22 protein-coding genes and 1 tRNA gene are annotated in these 24,539 nt (G+C 53.2%); 15 read left to right on the top strand and 8 right to left on the bottom strand.

All coding sequences use genetic code 11. The annotated features are described in order from the left end of the window. Nucleotides 1-13 precede the first annotated feature (13 nt). A complete protein-coding gene (locus ACT3TC_RS08085; protein WP_444639685.1) occupies nt 14-1,234 on the bottom strand; it encodes an argininosuccinate synthase in 1,221 nt (406 codons plus the stop codon). A 238-nt stretch (nt 1,235-1,472) separates the two neighbouring features. On the opposite strand from ACT3TC_RS08085, the gene rnt reads away from it, so the two are divergent. Both rnt and ACT3TC_RS08075 read left to right on the top strand, forming a co-directional pair. Further along, the gene (gene rnt, locus ACT3TC_RS08080; protein ID WP_193054355.1) at nt 1,473-2,141 is read left to right on the top strand and encodes a ribonuclease T; all 669 of its coding nucleotides are present in this window, start codon (nt 1,473-1,475) and stop codon (nt 2,139-2,141) included. Nucleotides 2,142-2,269: 128 nt separating this feature from the next. After that, the gene (locus ACT3TC_RS08075) at nt 2,270-3,529 is read left to right on the top strand and encodes a 6-phosphofructokinase (RefSeq protein WP_087105555.1); all 1,260 of its coding nucleotides are present in this window, start codon (nt 2,270-2,272) and stop codon (nt 3,527-3,529) included. A gap of 102 nt (nt 3,530-3,631) precedes the next feature. Here the strand turns inward: ACT3TC_RS08075 and ACT3TC_RS08070 are convergent, their stop codons facing one another. Next, nucleotides 3,632-5,350 carry a protein kinase domain-containing protein gene (locus ACT3TC_RS08070; RefSeq protein WP_444639684.1) on the bottom strand — a complete coding sequence of 573 codons (1,719 nt, stop codon included), beginning with the start codon at nt 5,348-5,350 and terminating at the stop codon, nt 3,632-3,634. Nucleotides 5,351-5,644: 294 nt separating this feature from the next. On the opposite strand from ACT3TC_RS08070, the gene ppa reads away from it, so the two are divergent. From ppa to purH, 8 genes are all read left to right on the top strand, one after another. Further along, nucleotides 5,645-6,175 carry an inorganic diphosphatase gene (gene ppa, locus ACT3TC_RS08065; protein WP_087105558.1) on the top strand — a complete coding sequence of 177 codons (531 nt, stop codon included), beginning with the start codon at nt 5,645-5,647 and terminating at the stop codon, nt 6,173-6,175. A gap of 187 nt (nt 6,176-6,362) precedes the next feature. Continuing rightward, a complete protein-coding gene (gene dsbD / locus ACT3TC_RS08060; RefSeq protein ID WP_444639683.1) occupies nt 6,363-8,243 on the top strand; it encodes a protein-disulfide reductase DsbD in 1,881 nt (626 codons plus the stop codon). A 334-nt stretch (nt 8,244-8,577) separates the two neighbouring features. Continuing rightward, on the top strand, nt 8,578-9,045 hold the full coding sequence (accB, locus tag ACT3TC_RS08055) for an acetyl-CoA carboxylase biotin carboxyl carrier protein (protein ID WP_172116519.1): 468 nt from the start codon (nt 8,578-8,580) through the stop codon (nt 9,043-9,045). 30 nt (nt 9,046-9,075) lie between these two features. Then, nucleotides 9,076-10,416 carry an acetyl-CoA carboxylase biotin carboxylase subunit gene (gene accC, locus ACT3TC_RS08050; protein WP_193054359.1) on the top strand — a complete coding sequence of 447 codons (1,341 nt, stop codon included), beginning with the start codon at nt 9,076-9,078 and terminating at the stop codon, nt 10,414-10,416. 104 nt (nt 10,417-10,520) lie between these two features. Beyond that, nucleotides 10,521-11,432 carry a 50S ribosomal protein L11 methyltransferase gene (gene prmA, locus ACT3TC_RS08045; protein ID WP_444639682.1) on the top strand — a complete coding sequence of 304 codons (912 nt, stop codon included), beginning with the start codon at nt 10,521-10,523 and terminating at the stop codon, nt 11,430-11,432. 88 nt (nt 11,433-11,520) lie between these two features. After that, a complete protein-coding gene (gene dusB, locus ACT3TC_RS08040) occupies nt 11,521-12,561 on the top strand; it encodes a tRNA dihydrouridine synthase DusB (protein ID WP_444639681.1) in 1,041 nt (346 codons plus the stop codon). Next, on the top strand, nt 12,558-12,881 hold the full coding sequence (gene fis, locus ACT3TC_RS08035; RefSeq protein WP_087105564.1) for a DNA-binding transcriptional regulator Fis: 324 nt from the start codon (nt 12,558-12,560) through the stop codon (nt 12,879-12,881). Before dusB ends, fis begins: the two co-directional genes overlap by 4 nt. Nucleotides 12,882-12,931: 50 nt before the next feature. After that, nucleotides 12,932-14,512, top strand: coding sequence for a bifunctional phosphoribosylaminoimidazolecarboxamide formyltransferase/IMP cyclohydrolase (gene purH / locus ACT3TC_RS08030; protein WP_444639680.1), 1,581 nt, complete (start codon nt 12,932-12,934; stop codon nt 14,510-14,512). A gap of 92 nt (nt 14,513-14,604) precedes the next feature. On the opposite strand, the gene ACT3TC_RS08025 is transcribed toward purH, so the two are convergent. From ACT3TC_RS08025 to ACT3TC_RS08005, 5 genes are all read right to left on the bottom strand, one after another. Further along, on the bottom strand, nt 14,605-16,062 hold the full coding sequence (locus tag ACT3TC_RS08025) for an NAD-dependent succinate-semialdehyde dehydrogenase (RefSeq protein WP_444622019.1): 1,458 nt from the start codon (nt 16,060-16,062) through the stop codon (nt 14,605-14,607). A 122-nt stretch (nt 16,063-16,184) separates the two neighbouring features. After that, a complete protein-coding gene (gene folE / locus ACT3TC_RS08020) occupies nt 16,185-16,736 on the bottom strand; it encodes a GTP cyclohydrolase I FolE (RefSeq protein ID WP_193054364.1) in 552 nt (183 codons plus the stop codon). A gap of 237 nt (nt 16,737-16,973) precedes the next feature. After that, entirely contained in the window at nt 16,974-17,948 is a 975-nt protein-coding gene (locus ACT3TC_RS08015) for a serine/threonine protein kinase (RefSeq protein WP_444639679.1), read from the bottom strand. 200 nt (nt 17,949-18,148) lie between these two features. Continuing rightward, nucleotides 18,149-18,778, bottom strand: coding sequence for a hypothetical protein (locus ACT3TC_RS08010; protein ID WP_172116511.1), 630 nt, complete (start codon nt 18,776-18,778; stop codon nt 18,149-18,151). 164 nt (nt 18,779-18,942) lie between these two features. Continuing rightward, a tRNA-Leu gene (locus tag ACT3TC_RS08005) sits at nt 18,943-19,027 on the bottom strand. An 87-nt stretch (nt 19,028-19,114) separates the two neighbouring features. Here ACT3TC_RS08005 and ACT3TC_RS08000 point away from each other — a divergent pair. Further along, nucleotides 19,115-19,819 carry a double zinc ribbon domain-containing protein gene (locus tag ACT3TC_RS08000; RefSeq protein ID WP_444639678.1) on the top strand — a complete coding sequence of 235 codons (705 nt, stop codon included), beginning with the start codon at nt 19,115-19,117 and terminating at the stop codon, nt 19,817-19,819. Nucleotides 19,820-19,858: 39 nt separating this feature from the next. Here the strand turns inward: ACT3TC_RS08000 and ACT3TC_RS07995 are convergent, their stop codons facing one another. Continuing rightward, nucleotides 19,859-20,620 carry an SDR family NAD(P)-dependent oxidoreductase gene (locus tag ACT3TC_RS07995; RefSeq protein ID WP_444639677.1) on the bottom strand — a complete coding sequence of 254 codons (762 nt, stop codon included), beginning with the start codon at nt 20,618-20,620 and terminating at the stop codon, nt 19,859-19,861. Between the two features lie 280 nt (nt 20,621-20,900). Between ACT3TC_RS07995 and ACT3TC_RS07990 the strand changes: the two genes are divergently transcribed. The 4 genes from ACT3TC_RS07990 (at nt 20,901) to ACT3TC_RS07975 (ending at nt 24,534) form a co-directional block, all read left to right on the top strand. Next, nucleotides 20,901-21,401 (top strand): FxsA family protein, encoded by a 501-nt coding sequence (locus ACT3TC_RS07990; RefSeq protein WP_444639676.1) that lies wholly within the window; start codon nt 20,901-20,903, stop codon nt 21,399-21,401. A 240-nt stretch (nt 21,402-21,641) separates the two neighbouring features. Continuing rightward, nucleotides 21,642-21,935, top strand: a complete 294-nt coding sequence (locus ACT3TC_RS07985; protein ID WP_018916005.1) for a co-chaperone GroES — start codon at nt 21,642-21,644, stop codon at nt 21,933-21,935. Between the two features lie 58 nt (nt 21,936-21,993). After that, complete coding sequence (groL, locus tag ACT3TC_RS07980) at nt 21,994-23,637, top strand: chaperonin GroEL (protein WP_172116507.1); 1,644 nt, start codon at nt 21,994-21,996, stop codon at nt 23,635-23,637. 159 nt (nt 23,638-23,796) lie between these two features. Next, entirely contained in the window at nt 23,797-24,534 is a 738-nt protein-coding gene (locus ACT3TC_RS07975; protein WP_444639675.1) for an RNA methyltransferase, read from the top strand. Nucleotides 24,535-24,539 lie beyond the last annotated feature (5 nt).

Genomic DNA, 24,539 nt, shown 5'->3' with positions numbered 1-24,539 from the left:
CTTTTGATCGGAATTAGCTCTGCTGACGACCTTTGCCAGCGGCGATCCGTAAACGTAATGCATTCAGCTTGATAAAGCCTTCCGCGTCTTTCTGGTCGTAAGCACCGGCGTCATCTTCAAACGTTGCGATGGACTCGTCGAACAACGACTGCTCGGACTTACGTCCTACTACGATGGCGTTACCTTTATAGAGCTTCAGGCGCACAACGCCCGAGACGTTTTTCTGCGTCTCATCGATAGCGGCTTGCAGCATGCGGCGCTCAGGACTCCACCAGTAGCCGTTGTAGATCACTTCTGCGTATTTCGGCATTAGCTGATCTTTGAGGTGGGCTTCTTCACGATCAAGCGTCAGCGATTCAATGGCACGGTGGGCACGCAGCATGATGGTGCCGCCAGGTGTTTCGTAGCAGCCACGCGACTTCATGCCCACGTAACGGTTCTCTACGATATCCAGACGGCCAATGCCGTTATCACCACCTACTTTATTGAGCTTCTCAAGTACTTCGTGCGGCTTGTGTGCTTCGCCGTCGATGGCAACGATATCGCCTTTCTCGAACGTCAACTCAACATACGTAGGCTGATCCGGGGCGGCTTCAGGCGATACGCTCCAACGCCACATATCGTCCTCAGCTTCGGCCCACGGATCTTCCAAAATGCCGCCTTCGTAGGAGATATGCAGCAGGTTGGCGTCCATGGAGTACGGTGATTTCTTCTTCTTGCTGGAGAAGTCGACCGGGATATTGTGCTCTTCGCAGTAAGCCATCAGCTTTTCACGAGACGTTAGATCCCACTCGCGCCACGGCGCAATCACTTTAACGCCAGGTTTCAGTGCGTAACCGCCCAGCTCAAAGCGCACCTGGTCGTTACCTTTACCGGTTGCACCGTGAGAGATAGCGTCGGCGCCGGTTTCATTGGCGATTTCGATCAACCGCTTGGCGATTAGTGGGCGTGCAATGGAGGTGCCCAGCAAATACTCGCCTTCATAAACGGTATTGGCACGGAACATGGGGAAGACATAGTCGCGTACAAACTCTTCGCGCAAATCTTCAATGTAAATTTCTTTAACACCCAGTGCCTGTGCCTTCGCGCGTGCCGGCTCGACTTCTTCGCCTTGACCGATGTCGGCAGTAAAGGTCACTACCTCGCAGTTGTAAGTTTCTTGCAACCACTTAACGATTACAGAGGTGTCCAGGCCGCCTGAATATGCCAGCACAACCTTTTTGACATCGGACATTCTTTGCTCCTTGTTTATAAAACCGTTTATAAAAACCACGTGTGTGAAACGACGCTCACCAGCGAATACGGCGCCTTTAAGCGCACAACGTATCAAAGTAAACGCCAAGTATAGCGTTCTCTATGGCTAGCGAATACCGTCAGCGACGCCTTATACAGAAAGCTGCTAGAATCACACCATCCAGGAGGCGGCTTACCGCCCATTTTTGACGATTACTCGCTGTACTAAGGAGAGCTGCATGAGCGAGGCAATTGCCCGCGAATTAATGGCCCAACGTTTTCGCAGTTATCTGCCGGTTGTCATTGATTTAGAAACGGGCGGCTTCAATGCCCACAGTGATGCCGTGCTTGAAATTGCAGCCGTCACGCTCACCATGGACCCGGAAGGAAACCTACTGCCTGATGCGACCTACGCTTATCACATTCAACCCTTTGAAGGGGCCAATGTTGAACAGTCAGCGCTGGACTTTACCGGTATTAATCTGGATGACCCGCTACGCCGCCAGGTAGCGCTCAGCGAAACAGAAGCGCTGGGTGAAATTTTCCGCCCTATACGCAAATCTATAAAAGCCCACGGATGTTCGCGCGCCATTTTAGTCGGCCATAATGCTGCGTTTGATCAGGGTTTTCTTAACGCTGCCGCTAATCGTTGCAACGTTAAACGCAACCCGTTCCACCCTTTCTCAAGTTTTGACACCGCGACACTGGCAGGCCTTGTTTACGGCCAGACCGTACTGGCCCGAGCCTGCCGTGCGGCCGGTATCGAATTTGACAATAAAGCAGCACACTCAGCACGCTACGATACCGAACGCACGGCGGAGTTATTCTGCGCCATGGTTAACCGTTATAAAGACCTGGGTGGATGGCGCTTGGCCCAACGAGAGCAGGACATGGACGACGGTGAATAACCCGTTGGCTGGATGCAGTGACGTGGGCTTTACGCTAAACTTCGCCACTTTACATGCACTGTTGATGAAGGCGTTCAACGCTTTCTGTGTGCTTTATTTTTTCGCTTTTCAAAAGATGAGACGTTTCAATGGCTCAGTATAATGCCTTTTACGCCCAGTCAGGCGGCGTTACCGCCGTTATTAACGCCAGCGCCTGCGGCGTTATCGAAGCATGCCGACAAGCTCCCGAACAAATTGGCAAGGTATACGCGGGCCATAACGGCATTATTGGCGCATTAACCGAAGACCTCATTGATGTTACTCAGGAAAGCGACGAAGCGATTGCCGCATTACGCTATACGCCCGGCGGTGCATTCGGTTCTTGCCGCTACAAGCTAAAAGATATCGATACCCATCGCACTCAGTACGAGCGTTTAATTGAGGTATTTAAGGCACATAACATTCGCTACTTCTTCTATAACGGTGGTGGCGACAGTGCCGACACTTGCCTGAAGATCTCTCAACTTTCAGAAAAGCTGGGCTATCCGCTAACCGCTATTCACGTGCCTAAAACCGTGGATAATGACCTGCCGATTACCGATAACAGCCCGGGCTTTGGTAGCGTTGCCAAATATATTGCCACCTCTACCCGTGAAGCCTCTCTCGATATCGCCTCCATGTGCGCAACATCGACCAAAGTCTTCGTGCTTGAAGTGATGGGGCGCCATGCCGGCTGGATTGCAGCGGCGGGCGGATTAGCCGGTGAAGGCGAAGGTGAACCGCCTCACTTGATTATTTTCCCCGAGATCGCCTTCAACCGTAAAGCCGTCATGGCGCGGGTTGAGGAAAGCGTGAAACAGAACGGCTACTGCGTCATCGTGGTATCAGAAGGCGCTCGTTATGAAGACGGCACCTTCTTGGCCGATGCAGGCAATACCGATGCCTTTGGTCATCGCCAGTTGGGTGGTGTTGCGCCTACGCTTGCCGGCATGATCAAGCAAGACCTGGGCTACAAGTATCACTGGGCCGTCGCTGACTACTTACAGCGTGCAGCTCGCCACTTGGCCTCGAAAACAGACGTTGAACAAGCCTATGCGGTTGGCCGTGAAGCCGTGACGCTCGCGCTGGCAGGCAAGAACTCGATGATGCCCGCGATTCGCCGTATTTCTCAATCACCCTATCAGTGGGATGTTATTTCCGCGCCGTTGGCCCAGATTGCCAACCAGGAAAAGTTCATGCCGCGTGATTTTATTAGCGAAAGCGGCTTTGCGATTACCCAGGCATGCCGTGATTACCTCTCACCGTTGATTCAAGGCGAAGACTTCCCGCCCTTTGAGAACGGCTTGCCCAAAGTGGCTAAGCTGAAACTTGCCAAAGTGGACCAAAAACTTCCCACATTTACGCTATAAGGCGCACCCCTTTCGGGGTTGCCAACGGCGGTAACCAAAACGGGCGATGATTATCTCATCGCCCGTTTTTTACAGCTATACATTGCTTAACGCGCTAGCACATCACCTTAATAGCCACGAAAGTACCAATAGCAGCAGCAACACTCCGGCGACGCCTTGCCAGAAATGACGACGCGGCTCCGGGCGAGTGTCCTCTTGAGCAGGCAAACGGCCTAGCGGGACACGCAGTGCATGCAGAAACTCTGAATGACGCCTAAAGCGCAGCGCACGCTGTGGGTCCAATGCACGCCGTAAGGCATCATCCAGCTCTTGGGTAATTTCCGGGTTATGAGTTCGCGAGCTGCGATAGCTAAGTTCTTCTAAATCCGTATGACTGCGCAACTTGTTCGGGGTAAGTTGGTAAGGTAGCTCTCCGGTTAACAGCCAGTAGACGGTTGAAGCGAGGGAGTACTGATCGCTGCGGCGGCCAATGCTATCTTCCAATGCATACTCAGGCGCGGTGTGTTCGTTAAAACCAATTTGGCGCAACAGCTCACCTGAATGCCGGTGACCATCCACCTCACGCATATGGCACGCGCTAAAATCGTTGAGCATCAACTTACCGTGGCTATCAATTAAAATATTATCCGGCGTAATCTGCTGATGAATAATGTCGCGGTGGTGCAGCGCCTGCACGGCCTTACCCAGCTGGTTTGCGATATCCAAGCGCTGGACAAGGCTGGCCTGAGGATGCCGCTCGGCCCACTGGCGCAACGTGTCCCCTTCAACATGCTGCATCAAGTAGTAAAGATAGCGGCGTGGTCTTGAGGGCTTTACGACCTTAGCGATAAAAGGCGAATTAACCCGCTCAACGATCCACTGCTGAAGCAGGAAATGCTCCAGATAGGCATTACGGAGCGATAGCTCAGGGCTTGGCGCCTTCATTGCCATTTCACGCTCGGTATGCACGTCTCTTACCCGATAGACACGAGACTGCGCATTACGCGACAGCACTTCTATTACTTCCAACCCATCAAGCCGCTCGCCTGGCGCAAGTTCAGGCGGAATCGGCAAATCACCGTAAATCAGCCCCGGGTCGTCCGGTGACTCTTCCGGCAACTCATCAATACGCACCAATTGAAAGCAAAATTGATCCCCTCCGTAGCCTCGCTCTTGGGCGCGCTGCTTAGCTTCACTGGCCAGGCGTTCGCAAGCCGCATCCAGGTCACTGGCATCCTGGCGAATCAAGCGTACATAGTCGGAAGGCAACAGCGTACCGCGCACGCCACGCGTGGTGAACAGAAAAATATCGCCCTGTTTAAGGCCCAGATGAGTATAGTCGATGTCCACACTGCCATCCATTCCCAGCGCCCGGGAAGGATAGTGGTAGCCGCCAATATCGGTCACATGGTCTCGCGTCAGCTGCTCAAATTCAGCGCCTCGCAAGCGAAACACCAGCGTGTCCCCCATATGAAACAGGTGCGCTTCGCACTTACGAAAGACAACCACCGACATTGAGGAAACAAAGCCACCCTCTTTTACATGCTGGCTTTGGCTGTAACACCAGCTATTGAGTGCACGTAGCACGCGTGTTGCAGACGTTTTAGTGTCCCAATGGTCTGGCGTAGAAAAGTAATCCGCTAGAAAGCCACGCACACTTAAATCACCCGCCTGTTTGGCCAGCGTATTGCGCGACACAGAGTCGCTGATAACGGCGCAGCCCCCTTTGACCTTTAATAGCGGTGCATCAGGGAAACGCACCGACATGGAGCTGCGATGCAAACGTCGGTCAGGCGCAACAAACGCTTGACCATAACTGATCAGCAACTGGGCATGCCCCACTCATCCTCCTTGGCGAACCGCTCAACAGAATTTCATGACAAAACTTCATGACAGAATTTCATGACAAAACCTCATGGTCGCTATAATACACGCAACGGCTTTACTGCGATGCCCACCAAACGTCGCGACCACTGCGATAAAAGCAAATTACCGCTACCATTAAGCGATAGCGTCGGCGCTGCGCCCATGTTGCATTGGCAATCGCCCAGCCATCTTCGTATAATTCCCGACTATTCGTGCAACGCATCAATTGCTTAGCCACTGCAACACCCAAGAACTTCTAAGGACTCAACGATGAACTTCGATAACATCCCAGCTGGAAAGGATTTGCCGAACGATATTTACGTGGCGATCGAGATTCCTGCGAACCACTCGCCTATCAAATACGAAATTGATAAGGATATGGGCGCACTCTTGGTTGATCGTTTTATGGCGACCCCAATGTTCTACCCCGCCAACTACGGCTTTATCCCCCATACGCTGGCTGATGATGGCGATGCACTCGACGCCTTAGTAGTAACACCGCACCCGGTAGCGCCTGGCAGTATTATTCGTGCGCGCCCCATCGGCATCCTGAACATGACCGATGAAGCAGGTGAAGATGCCAAGCTGGTATGCGTACCACACCCCAAACTCAGCACGCTTTATGATGACGTACAGGAAGTTACCGACCTACCCGAGCTTCTGCGTCAGCAAATCGCCCACTTCTTTGAAAACTACAAAGACCTTGAAAAAGGCAAGTGGGTAAAAGTTGAGTCCTGGGAAGGCGTTGAAGCAGCGCGTAAAGCTATTGAAAAATCAGCGGCCGCTTACCAAAAGGCGTAAGTGAACTAAACGCGCTGTTTTGTCTCTATTAAGAAGGCCGCCAATAGGCGGCCTTCTTATTACACCCACTAGCCATTTTTTTATCACTGCGCGCGGATCTTTCACAAGCGCTACCAAGCGCTCGTTCCATATTATGCGCCATGTTAATGCGGGTGCTTTTCAGCCATATCGCCGTTAAGGATGTATCGTGTTATCCGTCAAACGATTAGGTTTATTCTGGCTACTCTGCTGGCTACCATTATTCGCCCACGCACAATGGTTTTCATCCAGCAGCAACGATCAGTTTCTGCCCGTAATGGAGGCATTTCAGCCTACCGCTTGGCACGATGGCGAAACACTTTATATCGGCATTCAAAGTGCTGAAGGCTATTATCTTTACCGACATCAGTTTGACGTTAAAAGCCAAACGCCTTCTGTGGCACTGGGTAGCCCTGCTCTACCCGAAGGCACCTTTACCAATGACGAATTTATGGGCGATGTCTACACCTTTCGCGACATACTGGTGTTTGAGACACCGCTTGAACACGTTTATTCAGGCCCCATCGACATTGAGCTTACCTTTCAAGGCTGCGCCGATGCCGGGCTTTGCTACCCACCTGAACAGGTACCGCTACAGGCCGCTGAGTCACAGCCGCCTGCTCAATATGCCCAATGGTTAGCCGAAAACAGCCCCTCATCAACAGACATTGCCGCTCCTGCCCAAGCGACTACCAGCGCTGGGTCGGAAAACCCAAACACTTCTCGTCAAGCGCTGAACACACCGCAAAGTGCCGACAGCCGCTTTAGCGCCTTACTAAGCGAGGCAAGCCTGCCGCTAGCCTTGGGGCTTTTCTTTATTGCCGGGCTGGGTTTAACATTTACGCCCTGCGTTTTACCCATGATTCCCATTCTTTCCTCGATCATCGTTGGTCAGAACCCGACTAAACCGCGTGCGTTTGTTCTTTCAGCAAGCTACGTATTGGGCATGGCAACGACCTACGCCGTTGTCGGTGTCTTAATGGGGCTCTTTGGGGCAGGCCTAAACTTGCAGGCCCGCCTTCAGTCGGCGCCTGTATTAATAGCGTTTGGGTTACTTTTCACTCTGTTTGCGCTCGCCATGTTTGGCGCCTTCGAGTTACGTTTCTCGTCACGCATGACCCACCGCATCGAAGCGTGGCAAGCTCGGGCGCAACGCAGTGGCCCGGGAGGGCTCGCCCTGGCAGGCGCGCTTTCGGTACTGGTGGTATCGCCCTGCGTTACCGCACCGCTTGCCGGTGCATTGGTCTTTATTTCCTCTACCGGCGACGCTGCTATTGGGGGCGCGGTTCTTTTTGCGCTGGGTCTTGGTATGGGGTTGCCGCTGCTACTGGTCGGCACGCTGGGCGTTACCCTACTGCCGCGAACAGGCGCCTGGATGAACGGCGTTAAGACCGGCTTTGGTTTATTGCTGCTGGGTGTGGCCATTTGGATGATCGAGCGTCTTGTACCCGGGCCTGTAGGGCTCTTGCTCTGGGCAGCACTGGCGATAGGCAGCGCGCTGGCGCTGGGCGCGTTACGTCTGAACCCACCGTCAGGTTGGTCGCGTGCGCGACAAACGCTGGGATTGATGCTGCTTGCCTGGGGGGTTGCCCTCGTTTTGGGCGCAGCTCAGGGCAATAATAACCCGCTTCAACCGCTGCGCTTTTCCCATAGTGCTACAGCCACTCAAGAAACGGCGCTTGATTTTGTAACCGTGGATAGCCTGGATGAACTACGCTCAGCTCTTGCTCAGGCAGACAGTGCCCATCAACCCGCCTTTGTCCATTTCACCGCTGACTGGTGTATTTCATGCAAAGTGATGGAGCGTGAAGTTTATCCAGACCCACGTGTTATTGAGGCGTTGGAAGGCTTCACGCTAATTGCCGTCGATGTCACCGATACGACCCCTGAAAGTAGACAGCTACTTAACCAGTACCAGCTTTTTGGGCCGCCCAGCCTGCTGTTCTTTGATCAAGGTGCAGAAATACGCCCAGCGCGGATCCAAGGGGAGGTCACCGCCAACGCGCTTGCAGAGCATCTTTCATCCTTAAAACAGTGGCTATTAAGCTAAAAGCCTGAGCTTTATTTGTACCTTGGGGGCAATTGTTGAGTGCCGATAACAGCATGCTCTTCGCTAAACGGTAAAGATAGCCATCAAGGCATACCGCGTTTTATGCCTCGGCTCTGCACTGGACTAGCGCTGGACATGTTCCGCTTTTTTCGGCAAACTCCGCCTCCACATTAGTTAAATGCTCGATTTTTAAGCTGTTAGAGGGGTAACGTTCGCCATCATGCTGCGTTCTCTTCTTTTCTTAACTCGGTTTACTGCGCGCTAAATATTACGATACTTAAGCGTTATCACTAGCGTGTTAGGCAGCAACCTTCATCTATCTACGGGGCCCAATATGGATATTCGCAAAGTAAAAAAACTGATCGAACTGCTCGAAGAATCCAACATTAGCGAAATTGAAATTCAGGAGGGCGAAGAGTCAGTACGCATCAGCCGTCATCCTAACGGTGCTACCTGGCAGCCCCAGCCAATGCCCCAGTATTCCCAACCTTTTGCAGCGCCTGCACCGGCTCCCGCAGCACCTACAGCGCCCAGCGTTGACGCGGAGCCTGCCAGCGCAAGCTTCCGCGGTGAAGCCGTTAACTCTCCGATGGTGGGCACCTTCTACCGCAGCCCGGCACCGGGTGCAAAATCGTTTGTTGAAGTAGGCGACACCGTTAAGCAAGGCGACACGGTATGTATCGTTGAAGCGATGAAAATGATGAATCAGATTGAAGCTGATCGCGACGGCGTGGTTGAAGCCATCCTGGTGGAAGATGGTGAGCCGGTGGAATTTGATCAACCCATGATCGTCCTCGCTTAATCTTTCACATCAACACGGGTGGACTCTCCCATGCTGGACAAGGTACTTATCGCGAACCGCGGCGAGATAGCCCTACGTATTCTACGGGCATGTAAAGAGCTGGGCATCAAAACCGTCGCCGTACACTCCAAGGCTGACCGCGAGCTGATGCACGTACGCTTAGCGGATGAGGCAGTGTGCATTGGCCCGGCCTCTTCGGCCCAATCGTACTTGAATATTCCCGCGCTGATTAGCGCTGCCGAAGTGACCGACTCAAGCGCCATTCATCCCGGCTATGGCTTTTTGTCTGAAAATGCCAATTTTGCCGAGCAAGTTGAGCGCTCCGGCTTTACCTTTATTGGTCCGCGCGCTGAAACCATTCGCTTAATGGGCGACAAAGTGAGCGCCATTGAAGCCATGAAGAAGGCGGGCGTACCTACCGTACCTGGCTCTGATGGCCCCTTGGGCGATGATGAAGCCGCAAGCCTGGCGGCTGGCGTGCGTGTAGGCTATCCCGTTATTATCAAGGCAGCGGCTGGTGGCGGTGGTCGTGGCATGCGGGTCGTGCATTCAGAAGACCAGTTACTGTCCGCCATTAGCATTACCCAAAACGAAGCCCAGGCAGCGTTTGGCGATGGCACGGTTTACATGGAAAAATTCCTTGAGAAACCGCGCCATGTGGAAGTACAAGTTCTGGCCGATGGTCAGGGCAATGCGATCCACCTCTATGACCGCGACTGCTCTTTGCAACGCCGCCATCAAAAAGTACTTGAAGAAGCACCTGCCCCCGGCCTCGACCCGAAAGCACGTGCTGACGTACTGGAAGCGTGCCGCCAGGCCTGTATTGAAATTAACTACCGCGGCGCCGGTACGTTCGAGTTCCTGTACGAAGATGGCAAGTTCTTCTTTATCGAGATGAACACACGTGTTCAGGTTGAGCATCCGGTAACGGAAATGGTCACCGGCGTGGATATCGTCAAAGAACAGCTGCGTATTGCGTCAGGCTTGCCACTGTCGATTCGCCAGGAAGACGTTAAGCTTAACGGCCACGCGTTTGAATGTCGGATCAACGCGGAAGACTCACGCACATTCATGCCATCACCAGGCAAAGTGACGCTGTATCACGCCCCAGGCGGCTTGGGCGTGCGCATGGATTCTCACCTGTATACAGGCTATACCGTTCCGCCACACTATGACTCACTGATTGGCAAGCTGATCACCTGGGGCGAGGATCGTGAGATCGCGTTAACGCGCATGCGTAATGCGCTGGATGAGCTGCTGGTCGAAGGTATCAAAACCAATATTGACCTACAGAAAGACTTGGTGCGCGATAGCCAATTCCGCCAGGGCGGTGTCAACATTCACTATCTAGAAAAGAAACTTGCCGGCTAAACGCTCCATGTGCCAAGCAAGCATTTCATAGTGTTGCCGAGTAATACCCAACGGGGTGGCCAAGCCCACCCCGTTATCGATTATGCCTACCGCGGAGACTCCCCATGCCTTGGCTGCAACTCAAAGCCCACGTAGCGCCTGAACAGGCTGAACTTCTGGAAGAGCTACTGCTTGAAGAGGGAGCTACCGCCATTGGGCTTCAGGATGCCCATGATGACCCCGTCTTTGAGCCAGAACGCGGCACCACGCCGCTTTGGCAGGACACCATTCTGACCGGCCTGTACGATGATTTGGAGGGCGTGGAAAGCATGCTGGCCCGCATCGAAAGCGCTTGGGCGCAACAAATGCCCGATGAATCCTGCCCCACCATTGAGTATGAGCTGCTGGCCGACCGCGACTGGGAACGCGAGTGGATGGATGACTTCAAACCGCTCCAGATGGGCCAGCGCTTATGGATTGTTCCTAGCTGGCATACACCGCCTGAAGCAGGCGCGGTCAATCTAATTTTAGACCCAGGTTTAGCCTTCGGCACCGGCACTCATCCTACTACCGCACTGTGCCTTGAATGGCTTGATCAGTTAGCGGTTGATGGCACACTTGGCGACAAGAACGTGCTGGATATTGGCTGTGGCTCGGGCATTCTCGCCATTGCCGCGCTTAAGCTAGGTGCTCAGCACGCCGATGGCACGGATATTGACCCTCAGGCGCTGCAGGCTAGCCGCGATAACGCCGAACGCAATCATATTGCAGAGCAAAATCTCGCGCTCTATTATCCGGAGCAGTTAACAGGCGGCCCTTACCCGATTGTCACTGCGAATATTTTAGCCGGCCCCTTGGTGGAGTTGGCGCCAACGATTGCAGGACATGTCGCGCCGAAGGGGCTTCTTGCGCTGTCAGGTATTCTTGCCAACCAGGCCCAGGACGTGCTTAAGGCCTACGAAGCAGAAGACATAATGATGGATGAACCGGTTATTCGTGAAGGCTGGGTGAGACTAACAGGCCATCGACCCGGTTAATCTTCGAAACAGCCTTCATTCCGCTTCCGAGTAGGCGTATCATACGCCCCCCTGAACGCCTACTCGCTTATCCAGCAGCGCAAACTCCATGACATCAGCCACGCAACAATCGACATCTATCGGCCCTTACAGCTTGCCCAATCAGGTCATACTGGCGCCGATGGCAGGCGTGACCGACCGCCCTTTTCGCCAGCTTTGCCGGCGGCTGGGCGCTGGCTGGGTGGTAGGCGAAATGGTCACCTCAGACCCCAGCCTGTGGCATACCCGAAAGTCCCAACTGCGGATGGACCATACGGGTGAGCCCGACCCACGGGTCGTGCAAATTGCCGGTGGCGACGCCCAGATGCTTGCTCAGGCGGCACGCCTTAACGTCGAACTGGGCGCCCAGATTATCGATATCAATATGGGCTGCCCGGCAAAGAAGGTCTGCAACAAGGCGGCTGGCTCAGCGCTACTGCGCGATGAGGCCTTGGTAGCCGATATTTTAGATGCGGTGGTCAAGGCGGTGGATGTGCCGGTTACCTTGAAAATCCGTACCGGCTGGTGCGCCGAATCCAACAATGGTGTGAGAATTGCTCGGTTGGCAGAAGATGCAGGCATTCAGGCGCTCGCCGTTCATGGCCGACATCGCGAACAGCGCTATACTGGTTGGGCAGAGTACGACACGATCGCCGATATCAAATCGTGTCTGTCCATCCCAGTGATTGCCAATGGTGATATTACAAGTCCTGAAAAAGCAGCCGATGTCCTACGCCATACCGGCGCGAATGCGGTAATGATTGGACGTGGCGCCCAGGGTAATCCTTGGATTTTCAAGCAAATAACCCATTACCTACAGCATGGCGAGCAGTTGGCTTTGCCAAGCCTGGAGGAGCGTCGTCACGTGCTGGCCGGGCACGTAGCGGCGCTGCACGCCTTTTATGGCGACACAATGGGTGTACGCATTGCGCGCAAGCATATTGGCTGGTATCTCGAAAGTGATCTGCGCTTTTGCGATGCAAAACGCCGCGAGCTAAAACAGCAATTCAATGCGCTGGCATCACCTGAAACACAATTTGATTGGATTAACGACGCCATGGCGTTTGACGCAGACAAGCGTCTATTAGCCAAAGGAACCCATGCTGCATGAACGAACGCGATCTTCTTTCTAGCGAGTTACCCTCGCGACTAGCGGGTACGCTCGCTGACCCAGCGGCAAGCGCCCCGCCGCAGCCGTTAAGAGAGGCCGTGGAGTCTGCCATGCGCCGCTACTTCGAGCATCTCGATGGCAGTCAGGCCACCGACCTGTACGCCATGGTGATGGCCGAAGTAGAAGCGCCGCTGCTGGCCTGCGTGCTGGAGCATACCGAAGGTAACCAGACACGCGCCGCTGATGTACTGGGATTAAACCGCGGTACGCTGCGCAAGAAACTCAAGATTTACGGTCTTATCGAAGGTGACGCCCCATAACCATGGGGCGTTGTTGTTTTTATTGTTCCACTCTGCACACGAGCTTATTCATGGTTGATAGTACCGCTACTCCTGTTCGCCGCGCGCTGTTAAGCGTGTCCGATAAAACGGGTATTGTTGAGTTTGCCCGCAGCCTTACCGAGCGCGGCATTGAGCTACTGTCCACGGGCGGCACCTTCCGCTTGTTACAGGAAAACGCCATCCCGGTCACCGAAGTATCCGAACATACGGGCTTCCCTGAGATCATGGATGGCCGAGTGAAAACGCTGCATCCTAAAATTCACGGCGGTATTCTGGCGCGCCGTGGTCAAGATGACGCGGTAATGGCTGACAACGATATCACCCCGATTGATATGGTCGTGGTTAATCTCTACCCGTTTGCAGCCACCGTTGCCAAACCTGACTGCAGCCTGGAAGACGCCATCGAAAATATCGATATCGGCGGCCCTACGATGGTCCGTGCCTGCGCTAAAAACCACGCGTACACCACCATCGTAGTTAACGCCGACGACTACACGCGCGTGCTTGAAGAACTGGCCGCCAATGATGGCCAAGTGAGCACCGCTACACGTTTTGACCTTGCGGTTAAAGCGTTTGAGCACACTGCGGGCTACGACGGCGCTATTGCCGAGTACTTGGGCCGTAAAGTCAGCGAGAGCGATGCCACCTTCGCGCGTACCTTTAATCTTCAGTTGCATAAAAAGCAGGACATGCGTTACGGCGAAAATCCGCATCAGCAGGCCGCCTTTTACGTTGACCCTACGGCATCTGAACCCAGTGTTGCGACAGCTACCATGCTGCAAGGCAAACCGCTTTCGTTTAACAATGTTGCCGATACCGATGCGGCTTTTGAGTGCGTCAAGGCGTTTGATGAAACGGCGTGCGTGATTGTTAAACACGCTAACCCCTGTGGCGTTGCCATCGGCTCTACGGCGCTTGAGGCTTATGACAAAGCGTTTGCAACCGACCCTACCAGTGCTTTCGGCGGCATTATTGCCTTCAACACACCGCTTGAAGCCGATACCGCGCGCGCAATTGTTGACCGTCAGTTTGTCGAGGTCATTATTGCCCCTGGGGTAAGCGATGAGGCCGTTGCGATTATCGCTGAAAAGAAGAACGTCCGCCTGCTGGATGTCAGCGCTCATTGGCCTGGCAACCTCCAGCCCGCCTTTGATTTCAAGCGGGTTAACGGAGGTTTGCTGGTACAAGAGCGTGACCAAGGCATGGTGACTCGCGACGAGCTTACTGTGGTCAGCGAGCGTGCACCTTCAGAACAGGAACTGCGCGATTTGGCGTTCGCATGGCGCGTTGCCAAGTTCGTCAAATCCAATGCCATTGTGTATGCCAAAGCCGGCCAAACCATTGGCGTGGGCGCAGGCCAGATGAGTCGCGTGTACTCCGCTAAAATTGCGGGCATCAAAGCAGCCGACGAGAACCTTTCTGTACCTGGTTCCGTTATGGCGTCTGATGCCTTCTTCCCCTTCCGTGATGGCATTGATGCCGCCGCCGCTGCGGGTATTACCGCCGTTATTCAGCCTGGCGGTTCCATGCGCGACCAGGAAGTAATTGATGCTGCCAACGAAGCGGGCATTGCCATGGTCTTCACCGGAATGCGCCACTTCCGTCACTAAACTGTGCTTTAGCGCTAGCACCATAAAAACCTCGCAAGCACTGCTTGCGAGGTTTTTTTATGAATATAACGCTCAGAATGCCTTAACCGACACTAGCCAAGGTCAATACATAAATACTTGGTTTCCAGGTACTCCTCCAGCCCCTGATGACCACCTTCACGACCAAGTCCTGATGCCTTGACACCGCCAAACGGCGCCGACGCATTGGAAATAGCCCCGGTATTAATGCCCACCATGCCGTATTCAAGCGCGTCAGCCACGCGCCATACACGAGCAAGATCGCTGGAGTAGAAATAGGACGCCAGCCCATACTGCGTATCATTGGCCATTTCGATAGCGGTCTCTTCGTCGTCGAACGGGAACACCGCCGCTAGCGGGCCAAACGTCTCTTCCTGAGCAACCTTCATGCTGGCATCGGCAAAGCTGATTAACGTAGGCGTGAAGAAGTTACCGCCTAACGGATGCGGATGACCGCCCAGCAGCAACTCAGCACCTTTATCAATAGCGTCCTGAACGTGTTCGCTGACTTTCTTGACCCCATTTTCATCAATGAGCGGGCCAATATTGTTGCCTGGCTGAGCACCATCGCCAACATGCAGCTCACTGTTCATGGCAACCGCGAGCTTTTCGCAAAACGCGTTAATCACACTAGACTGAACTAAAAACCGATTGGTGCAAATGCACGTTTGGCCTGCATTGCGGAACTTGGCTGCCATCGCGCCTTCAACGGCGGCATCAAGGTCAGCATCTTCAAAAACGATAAACGGCGCGTTTCCACCCAGTTCAAGCGATATTTTTTGTACATGCTGCGCCGCTTTTTCCATCAGCGTCCGGCCTACTTCCGTAGAGCCAGTAAAGGTGATTTTGCGCACCTTGGGCGACTGGGTTAGCGCTTCAGCAATGTCAGCGGCGCTGCCTGGCACCACATTAAAGACGCCGCGGGGTATCCCTGCTCGCTCAGCCAATAGCGCCAGCGCCGTTGCCGAGAAAGGCGTTTGGCTAGCGGGCTTAACGATAATGGTACAACCTGCTGCTAGCGCTGCACCTGCTTTACGCGTGATCATCGCTGCGGGGAAATTCCACGGAGTAATCGCTCCTACAACGCCCACCGGCTGTTTGGTTACCACAATACGCTGGTTGGCTTTTGCTGCAGGAATGGTCTCGCCATATACACGCCGCGCCTCTTCGGCAAACCAGCGCAGAAAGCTGGCGGCGTAAGCAATTTCGCCCTCAGCCTCTTTAACCGGCTTGCCCTGCTCATAGGTCATCAGCAGTGCAAGGTCGTGCTGATGCTCAAGCATCAGATCATGCCACTTAAGCAACATGTCAGCCCGCTCTTGAGCGGTCAATGCCCGCCAGGCAGGCAAAGCGGCATCAGCCGCGTCAATGGCACGCTCGGTTTCAGCTTTACCTAATCGCGGCATATCCCCCACCGGTTTGCCTGTGGCGGGGTTAATAACGTTAATTTGTTCTCCACTTTCAGCCGCTACCCAACTGCCGTCGATATAGGCAAAGGGGCAATACAGCTGTGTCTCTTTTAGCGCTTCCATGACAGACTCCTGGCCAAAGGATGGCCCTGTGGGCTCATATTTACGCTTTCATGCTAAGACGAAACGGCGTATTTAACCAAGTGTTTGGCAAATATGGTCATCCTGGCCGTGGAGAAATTCGTTTAGTTAATAAGCGTTAGAAATTCCTGGCGCGTCGCGGGGTTGTCACGGAATCCACCCAGCATTACCGATGACGACATGCTCGAATTCTGCTTCTCAACACCGCGCATCATCATGCATAAATGGCGCGCCTCAACGACAACCGCTACTCCTTTCGCACCGGTTACCTGCTGGACGGCATCGGCAATTTCACGAGTCAGGCTTTCCTGAATCTGCATACGCCGCGCATACATATCAACGATGCGCGCAAATTTGGAAAGCCCTAATACCTTGCCATCAGGTAAGTAGGCAATATGGCACTTGCCAATAAACGGCAATAAGTGGTGCTCACACATTGAGTAAAGCTCAATGTTTTTTACTAACACCATTTCATCGGTCTTCGATTCAAACACCGCGCCGTTGATAATCTCTTCCAGCGACTGCTGATAGCCCGCGTTTAAAAACTGCATGGCTTTGGCTGCACGCTTTGGTGTATCCCGCAGCCCTTCGCGGTCCGGGTTTTCGCCAAGGGCGGTAATAATTTGGCGATAGTGCTGGGCGATATCGTCGGTCATAGTCATTCTCATTAAAGCGGTGCCCGCTCACTCGCTCGTTATTGCTTTATCAAGTAACCAGCACGCAAGCAAAACAACCTTACAAAACAATGCCCAAGCATACAGAAACCACTAAACGTACCAAAGGCGATTTATGCACTTATTTTAACGTACCTGGCCACTCGGTGGCAGCGTCGCAACGACTTTTAAGGCGCTGAACGTATAATTTTTACGACAACAGAGGGGTCAAAAGATCTATTAAGCTAACCAAACAGGACGCTCAAGCTGTAAACACTGCTGTTCTAACTGACGGATATGCTGATCCCAGTAGCCGCTATCTGCCATCCAGGGAAAAGCACGCGGAAACGCCGGATCGTCCCAGCGCGAAACCAACCAGGCGCTATGCCGAATCAAGCGATAAGCCCTTAGCGGCTCAATGAGCGACATCTGCTCATGAGGAAACGGTAGTGACTCCTCATAGCCTTCACTAATCTCACTTAGCTGCGCCCGCCAGCTATCCGGCTCATCAGTGGGCAGCAACATCCATATATCCTGTATGGCGGGCGCCATCGCACAGTCATCAAAATCGACCAGGGAAAAATGCTCATCTCGGCCCAATACGTTCCCTAAATGACAATCACCGTGGCAACGTATTAACGATGCTGGGTCCAACGCCTTGGGCGCCAACCGATGCTGCAGCTTTTGAATCACCGCGTCATACGCCCGAAGCTGAAACTTGTCGAGCCATTGGCTGCCCACAACGCGCTGCCGTGCCTCTTCTATACCGCTTTCCAGCTCCATGCGCGGGCGGTGTTGAAATACCTTGCGCTGCGATACGTTATGCAGCTGGCCTAACACTTCGCCCAGCGCAAAGAGGTGTTCAGGATTATCAAGCTCAGGCGCTTGGCCTGCACACTGGGGGAAAAGAGCAAAGCGAAACGCTGCGTAATGATGCAATGACTGCCCCGCGCTATTACGCCAGGGTGCGACAACCGACACCCCGCCCTCGCTTAATTCCTTTAAAAAATCATGCTCCTCTTGAATCGCAGCATCCGACCAGCGCTCGGGACGGTAAAACTTGATTACCCAGTGACGGGCATCATCATCACGAAACATCAATACACGGTTTTCATAACTGTTGAGCGCAAAAGGCTCGCCTGCGGGCCAAATATCAACCGATTCGGCCGCCGACATAACCGTGTCGGGCGAAAGCGCACTAAAAGGATGTGACATGGATCGCTCCTGCATAACGGGGGCGCCTATCTTATCAACTATTGCATGGAAACGTTCTGACGAACGCCCCACTATCGATGCACTGAGCCTTTGCTTTTAGTACACCTTCTTCGGGGAACGCCTGGAGGAAAAGGGCACGAAGATAACAACACATAGCTTTAAACCGTGCAGTCTGGAGAAATTTACATGACAAAAGCAGGCTAATCTGATTTATGTATTTCTATATTTTGTGCCCAACTTAAGACACGTTTACGATCGCGCCTGCTATTCATACGATGTGTATCCACGTCACAAGGGTTGAGCTGTCGAGCGGGCTCAGCCGAAATATCAAGATGAAAATGGCGTGCGGCACCAACCGGCATGTCTTCTGAGCCATAGATGGCAATCACCCGAATTTCAAGCTGAGGTTTCTGCTGTTTAATGGTGTCTTCTTTTAAATCCCAGTGCTGAAGGAGCCGCTTCAGTATCCTGTCAAATGACTGAATATGAATGTAATCACCTGAATTAAGCGGGCCCTGGTGGGTACGGAAAGCGGCTTCATGCTCTTCATCGCCCTGCTGTTGGTATTCAACAATATCGAGTTCGTAATCTCTTTCCTGGGCATGTAGCACAGCCACCAGGTGCTGAATATAGATAGCCTCATTGCTCATATTACTTATTAAGCACAAGGCCTCCAGCCCAACGCCCTTGCCCCGGTTAATAATAATTCGCGGACGTCGCTGCCGAACATAGCCGTTATAAAGAAGCTGAGCATAGAAAACCCAAACAAACAGGGTAAGGACGCTGGCAATAGCAGAAATTGCCTGGGCGTGCTCATTGAGCCATCCCATGATTGAGATCCTTCTCAACACAATAATGAAATATCAAGCTAGCGCAACCGCGAGCAAAAGTCAGGCGGGCAGGAAGGAGGGTAGCGAAAAATAGACACAAAAAAATCGGCAAGCTGATGCTGGCCGATTGATATTTAAGCAATAACTATGAGATAACAAGTAATTGGTGCGGATGGGGAGACTCGAACTCCCACACCTTACGGCACTAGAACCTAAATCTAGCGTGTCTACCAATTCCACCACATCCGCAGAAGACGAGACGTATATTATATATATGCGGTGCAAAAGTCAACGCTATCATCCAACATAATTATTCAAAAGCATTCCAGGAGCAGTATGCGTTTAAGGTCAACGTGGCAGCAAGCAGCCCATAAGGAACTTCAAAAGGCATTACCGGGCTACTGCGCCTTTTGTTTAATGCCAGCGGGTCGAGGCTTAGGCTGGTGCCAAACTTGTTTTACTGAATTACCCTGGAACGTTTCAAGTTGCGAACAATGTGCCGAGCCCCTGGATCATCCAACACAACGACGCTGTGGGCACTGCTTGCTTGATCCGCCCGTGGTCACTCACGCCCATGCTGCTTTGCTTTTTCAAGCATCGATTAAAGAGCTGCTGCACGATTTCAAATTCAAGGCATCTCCTCGTGCTGGGATGCTGCTGGTAGAGCTTATGCTGGCGAGCATACCCGACGACCCAGGCACTGCCTTGGTAGCAGTCCCCATGCATCGCAAGCGAGCACGCGAGCGAGGGTTCAATCAAGCGCGATGGTTGGCGGAGCAACTGGCAAAGCGTACAGGCCTTGTCGTGCTGGAAGCTCAATGCAATAAGCTGGTCGCTTCCCAGCGTAGCTTAAACCGACACGAACGGGCGGCTAATTTACACGGAGCCTTCTCAATCAAAGCACCACTTCCAGCACATATAACGCTGATTGATGATGTAATCACTACCGGTGCGACCATCAATGCATTAGCGAACGTTGCCCAACAAGCAGGTGCCACACGCATCGATAGCTGGGCAGTCGCCAGGACGCCGCTGGGCTAGAGGATGATGCAAAAAAGCCAAGTGATAGCTCAGGCGATACTAAAGCCGCAAGCCGCCATCGCACTCAATAATACGCGCGCTAAAATAGTCGTTATCAAATATAAACGCGACACTTTTGGCAATATCATCCGGCTCCCCCAAGTGCTTTAACGGCACGCTTGAAGAGATCCGCTCTAACATATCAGGGCGCATGGACGCCGTCATTTCGGTCGCTATAAACCCAGGTGCCACGGTGCCGGTGCGGATACCATAGCGCGCAAGCTCTTTACCCCACGTGACGGTTAATGCATGAACGCCCGCCTTGGCGGCGGCATAGTTGCTTTGCCCCGCATTGCCAGCCCGGGAAATACTCGAAATATTGACAATCACCCCTTCATGTCCGGCCTTGATTATCTGTGTTGCCGCTTCACGGCCGCATAGAAATACGCCGGTTAGATTAACATTGAGGACTTTCTGCCAACTCTCTAGCGACATGCGCTTTTCGACCTGGCCATCACGTGCTTTTACCAGCAAGGCATCTTCGGTAATACCCGCATTATTAACGCAACCACTAATGGCACCCATGCGTTTCGCAACATCATCAAACGCCGTGATGACTGACGACTCATCGGCAACATTGACGACAAACGCTTCGGCGTGAATGCCTTGTGACTTAAGGGTTGAGACCGCTTGGTCCAACGCTTCAGCACTCCGGTCAAGCAGTGCAAGCGCGGCACCTTGCCGCCCCAAACGCTCTGCAATGGCATAGCCTAATCCCCGCGCCCCGCCCGTTACTGCAATGACTTTATCGGTTAACTGCATGCGTTACTCCTTTAGAAGCGCTGTTGTTGAATAGCTGATTTTTCGATGACGAACCTTCTACCTTGAGTTCATGCTTTACTTCCAAGCCCTGCTCTTTGCTACGAAGACCTTTCACTGCCCACCATTCTGCACTGCAGCAGTGTAAGCGCACATTCAAAATTCGAGTTTATCCAGGAGCGCACCCTTGTCAGCAAAGGGCTTTCCGGCAAAGACCTTCGGGCGCTTGTTTTTTGCATATTTGACACAATAATGAGCGATTACGCCTGTTACGGAGTCCACCATGCCTATTCTTGTTTTTATTTCCTTGTTTACCTTACTCGATTTTATTTTGCTATTTTCGATTGGTAGTCAAATAGGCTTATTAACCACCCTACTGCTCGTGCTGGCAACCGGTGTTATTGGCCTTCATCTTATTCGTAAAGAGGGTGTGGCCACCTTTTCCCGCGCCCGCCAGCGCATGCAAGCCGGCGAGCTACCGTCCAGCGAGCTCCTAACCGGCGCGGCACTTATATTCGGCGGCGCTTTACTGATGGCGCCCGGCTTTCTCTCCGACCTATTGGGCATCGCTTGCTTGCTCCCCACCGCTCGGCAGCTTATGTACAACGCATTAATGTGGCTGGGTTTAAAAACCAGAGTGAATAGCGAGCAAGCAACATCTACCAAAACGCATCGTCGTGAAGGCACGGCTTACCACGAAAATAGCCACTCCAATGCTAATACCTCACATAAAGAGACTCCCCTGGAAGGGGATTTTATTAGCCGTGATGAAACCACCCGGTGACGCTAGCCTGCATTAGCAAGAAAAAATCCAACAAAAGACACTTTTTTCACTGCCACCCCCTTGAAAGGGCTACTGAAGCCCCCACTTTTGAACCAGCATACAAATTCGGTGGCGATGGTGACATTGCCACCATTAACAACGAAGGTCGCGAACCTTCATTTCTCGATGGGACATCCTCGAGAATCTTGTTTTAGCTATCTGCCCTATACGGGCCTTGACGATACTCAGGAGAACGTGAGCATGAAAATCCGTCCTTTGCACGATCGCGTCGTTGTTCGTCGCGTGGAAGAAGAACAGAAAACTGCTGGTGGCATCGTTCTGCCAGGCAATGCACAAGAAAAGCCCACGCGTGGCGAAGTTCTTGCAGTAGGCAATGGTCGCATTCTCGATAACGGCGAAGTACGTCCGCTAGACGTTAAAGTTGGCGACAGCGTCATTTTCAAAGATGGTTTCGGCGTTGAGAAGCAAAAAATCGACGGTGAAGAAGTCTTGATCATGAGCGAAGCCGACATCCTGGCGGTCGTTGAAGGCTAATCATCGCCTCGACTACTTACTTTCACCTTTTACAATTCGATTCTAGGAAGTAACGAACATGGCAGCTAAACAAGTTAAGTTTTCTGATGACGCACGCAAACGTATGGCGCATGGCATTGACGTCCTGGCCAACGCGGTAAAAGTTACTCTAGGCCCGAAAGGCCGTAACGTTGTGCTCGACAAATCCTTTGGTGCGCCGACCGTCACTAAAGACGGTGTATCAGTTGCCAAAGAGATCGAACTGAAAGACAAGTTCGAGAACATGGGCGCACAAATGGTGAAAGAAGTTGCGTCCAAAACTTCTGACGCTGCGGGCGACGGTACTACGACAGCTACCGTACTGGCTCAAGCTATTGTTGCTGAAGGCCTGAAAGGCGTAACGGCTGGCATGAACCCGATGGACCTTAAGCGCGGCATCGACCAAGCGGTTACTGCAGCGGTTAAAGAAATCCAGGCAATGTCTGTGCCTTGCACCGATACCAAGTCTATCGCTCAGGTAGGTACTATCTCTGCCAACGGCGACAAGCGCATCGGCGAAATCATCGCTGAAGCGATGGAAAAAGTCGGTAAAGAAGGCGTTATCACTGTCGATGAAGGCCGTGGCTTCGAAGACGAGCTGGAAGTCGTAGAAGGTATGCAGTTTGACCGCGGCTACCTCTCGCCCTACTTCGTTACCAACCAGGACACCATGGCGGTTGAACTTGAAGATCCTTACATCCTGCTAGTGGATAAGAAGATCTCCAACATTCGCGAACTGCTCCCGGTACTGGAAGCCGTTGCCAAGCAAGGCAAACCGCTTGCCATCATCGCTGAAGACATCGAAGGCGAAGCGCTGGCAACATTGGTTGTGAACAACATGCGCGGCATCGTTAAAGTAGCAGCGGCCAAGGCACCTGGCTTCGGCGACCGTCGTAAAGCCATGCTGCAGGATATCGCCATCCTGACTAACGGCACCGTTATCTCTGAAGAAGTTGGCCTGACACTTGAGCAAGCGACCCTGGATCACCTGGGTACCGCCAAGCGCATGACCATGTCCAAAGAGAACACCACCATCATCGATGGCGCTGGTGCAGAGAACGATATCGAAGCACGCGTTAACCAGATCCGCGCGCAAATCGAAGACACCACTTCTGATTACGACAAAGAGAAGCTGCAAGAGCGCGTTGCCAAACTGGCAGGCGGTGTTGCCGTTATCCGCGTTGGTGCTGCTACCGAAGTAGAGATGAAAGAGAAGAAAGCTCGCGTTGAAGACGCGCTGCACTCTACTCGCGCTGCCGTAGAAGAAGGTGTTGTGCCTGGCGGCGGTACTGCGCTGGTTCGCGTAATGGCCAAAGTACAAGGCTTGACTGGCGATAACGAAGATCAGAACCACGGTATCAACATGGCGCTGCGTGCTATGCAGTCTCCGCTGCGTCAGATCGTTACCAACGCCGGTGAAGAAGCCGCTGTTGTGATCAACCGCGTTAAAGACGGCGAAGGTAACTTCGGCTACAACGCTCAAACGGGTGAGTACGGCGACCTGTTCGAAATGGGTGTTCTTGACCCGGCAAAAGTAACCCGTACTGCGCTGCAGTCTGCGGGTTCCGTGGCTGGTCTGATGATCACCACCGAGTGCATGATCGCTGACGATCCGGAAGAGAAAGAAGCTGCACCGGATATGGGTGGCATGGGCGGAATGGGTGGCATGGGCGGCATGATGTAATGCACCCCTGAGCCTACCGCTCTGACGCCTAGCGTCACCAAGAACCCCGCCTTTGCGGGGTTCTTGCCGTTTAACGCCTGCGTAATGCCCACGCGTACCCGGCGTTAAAGCGTGCTACCATCAGCGCCTTTATTAGGCAGCTTTTAGGTCATCATTACCGTGCTTTCCAATATTCGCATTGTACTCGTGCAAACCTTTCATCCTGGCAACATAGGCGCCGCCGCTCGCGCCATGAAAACCATGGGACTAACCCACCTGGTACTGGTTAACCCACGAAGCTTCCCTGATGAAGAGGCCACCCGATTGGCAGCGGGCGCGACGGATGTGCTGGAAAACGCCCGCGTGGTTACCAGCCTTGAAGAAGCGGTGCAGGATTGCGTGCAAGTGATTGGCGCAAGCGCCAGATTACGCAGCCTGCCACTTCCCCACTTTGATGAGCCGGATGAAATGGCCGAACAGGTTATTTTAAACACAGCCAATGCCCCCGTCGCACTCGTTTTTGGCCGTGAGCGTTCGGGCTTAACCAATGGCGAGATTCGCTGCTGCACGCATCAAGTCAGCATACCGGCCAACCCTGAATACGGTATTTTAAATCTTTCCCAAGCCGTACAGATCCTCGCCTACGAAACCCACCGCGCTTGGCGAAAACGTGCCGGTAACGACTTCACTTACCAGCGCCCTCTTGACGCCACCCCACCCAGCCGCGAGCAGTTTGTGCATTTCCAGGACCACTTGGGCCGCTTGATGCAGCAAAGTGGTTTTCTTACCCAGCCGCATGCGCGCACCGAAGAGCAGCTTCAGGCGCTCTTTGCACGTGCCCAGCCAAGCCGAAAAGAGCTTTCTCTGTTGCGCGGGTTATTAAGCGCCTTTGAAGCTCACTTCCCGAAGCAGCCATAACAACA

The sequence above is a fragment of the Halomonas sp. AOP27-A1-41 genome, from assembly GCF_052378605.1.
In the GTDB taxonomy this organism is placed as follows: Bacteria; Pseudomonadota; Gammaproteobacteria; order Pseudomonadales; family Halomonadaceae; genus Vreelandella; species Vreelandella citrativorans.
This window is presented reverse-complemented; position numbering and strand designations above follow the sequence as displayed.

Bases quoted from the DNA above. Each gene is read 5' to 3' on its own strand.
- folE (WP_193054364.1), bottom strand. From the start codon at position 16,736: ATGACCGACGATATCGCCCAGCACTATCGCCAAATTATTACCGCCCTT.
- groL (WP_172116507.1), top strand. From the start codon at position 21,994: ATGGCAGCTAAACAAGTTAAGTTTTCTGATGACGCACGCAAACGTATG.
- ACT3TC_RS08015 (WP_444639679.1), bottom strand. From the start codon at position 17,948: ATGTCACATCCTTTTAGTGCGCTTTCGCCCGACACGGTTATGTCGGCG.
- dusB (WP_444639681.1), top strand. From the start codon at position 11,521: ATGACATCAGCCACGCAACAATCGACATCTATCGGCCCTTACAGCTTG.
- ACT3TC_RS08075 (WP_087105555.1), top strand. From the start codon at position 2,270: ATGGCTCAGTATAATGCCTTTTACGCCCAGTCAGGCGGCGTTACCGCC.
- ACT3TC_RS07995 (WP_444639677.1), bottom strand. From the start codon at position 20,620: ATGCAGTTAACCGATAAAGTCATTGCAGTAACGGGCGGGGCGCGGGGA.
- accC (WP_193054359.1), top strand. From the start codon at position 9,076: ATGCTGGACAAGGTACTTATCGCGAACCGCGGCGAGATAGCCCTACGT.
- ppa (WP_087105558.1), top strand. From the start codon at position 5,645: ATGAACTTCGATAACATCCCAGCTGGAAAGGATTTGCCGAACGATATT.
- ACT3TC_RS08000 (WP_444639678.1), top strand. From the start codon at position 19,115: ATGCGTTTAAGGTCAACGTGGCAGCAAGCAGCCCATAAGGAACTTCAA.
- ACT3TC_RS07990 (WP_444639676.1), top strand. From the start codon at position 20,901: ATGCCTATTCTTGTTTTTATTTCCTTGTTTACCTTACTCGATTTTATT.
- ACT3TC_RS07985 (WP_018916005.1), top strand. From the start codon at position 21,642: ATGAAAATCCGTCCTTTGCACGATCGCGTCGTTGTTCGTCGCGTGGAA.
- accB (WP_172116519.1), top strand. From the start codon at position 8,578: ATGGATATTCGCAAAGTAAAAAAACTGATCGAACTGCTCGAAGAATCC.
- ACT3TC_RS08085 (WP_444639685.1), bottom strand. From the start codon at position 1,234: ATGTCCGATGTCAAAAAGGTTGTGCTGGCATATTCAGGCGGCCTGGAC.
- ACT3TC_RS08025 (WP_444622019.1), bottom strand. From the start codon at position 16,062: ATGGAAGCGCTAAAAGAGACACAGCTGTATTGCCCCTTTGCCTATATC.
- purH (WP_444639680.1), top strand. From the start codon at position 12,932: ATGGTTGATAGTACCGCTACTCCTGTTCGCCGCGCGCTGTTAAGCGTG.
- fis (WP_087105564.1), top strand. From the start codon at position 12,558: ATGAACGAACGCGATCTTCTTTCTAGCGAGTTACCCTCGCGACTAGCG.
- ACT3TC_RS08010 (WP_172116511.1), bottom strand. From the start codon at position 18,778: ATGGGATGGCTCAATGAGCACGCCCAGGCAATTTCTGCTATTGCCAGC.
- rnt (WP_193054355.1), top strand. From the start codon at position 1,473: ATGAGCGAGGCAATTGCCCGCGAATTAATGGCCCAACGTTTTCGCAGT.
- prmA (WP_444639682.1), top strand. From the start codon at position 10,521: ATGCCTTGGCTGCAACTCAAAGCCCACGTAGCGCCTGAACAGGCTGAA.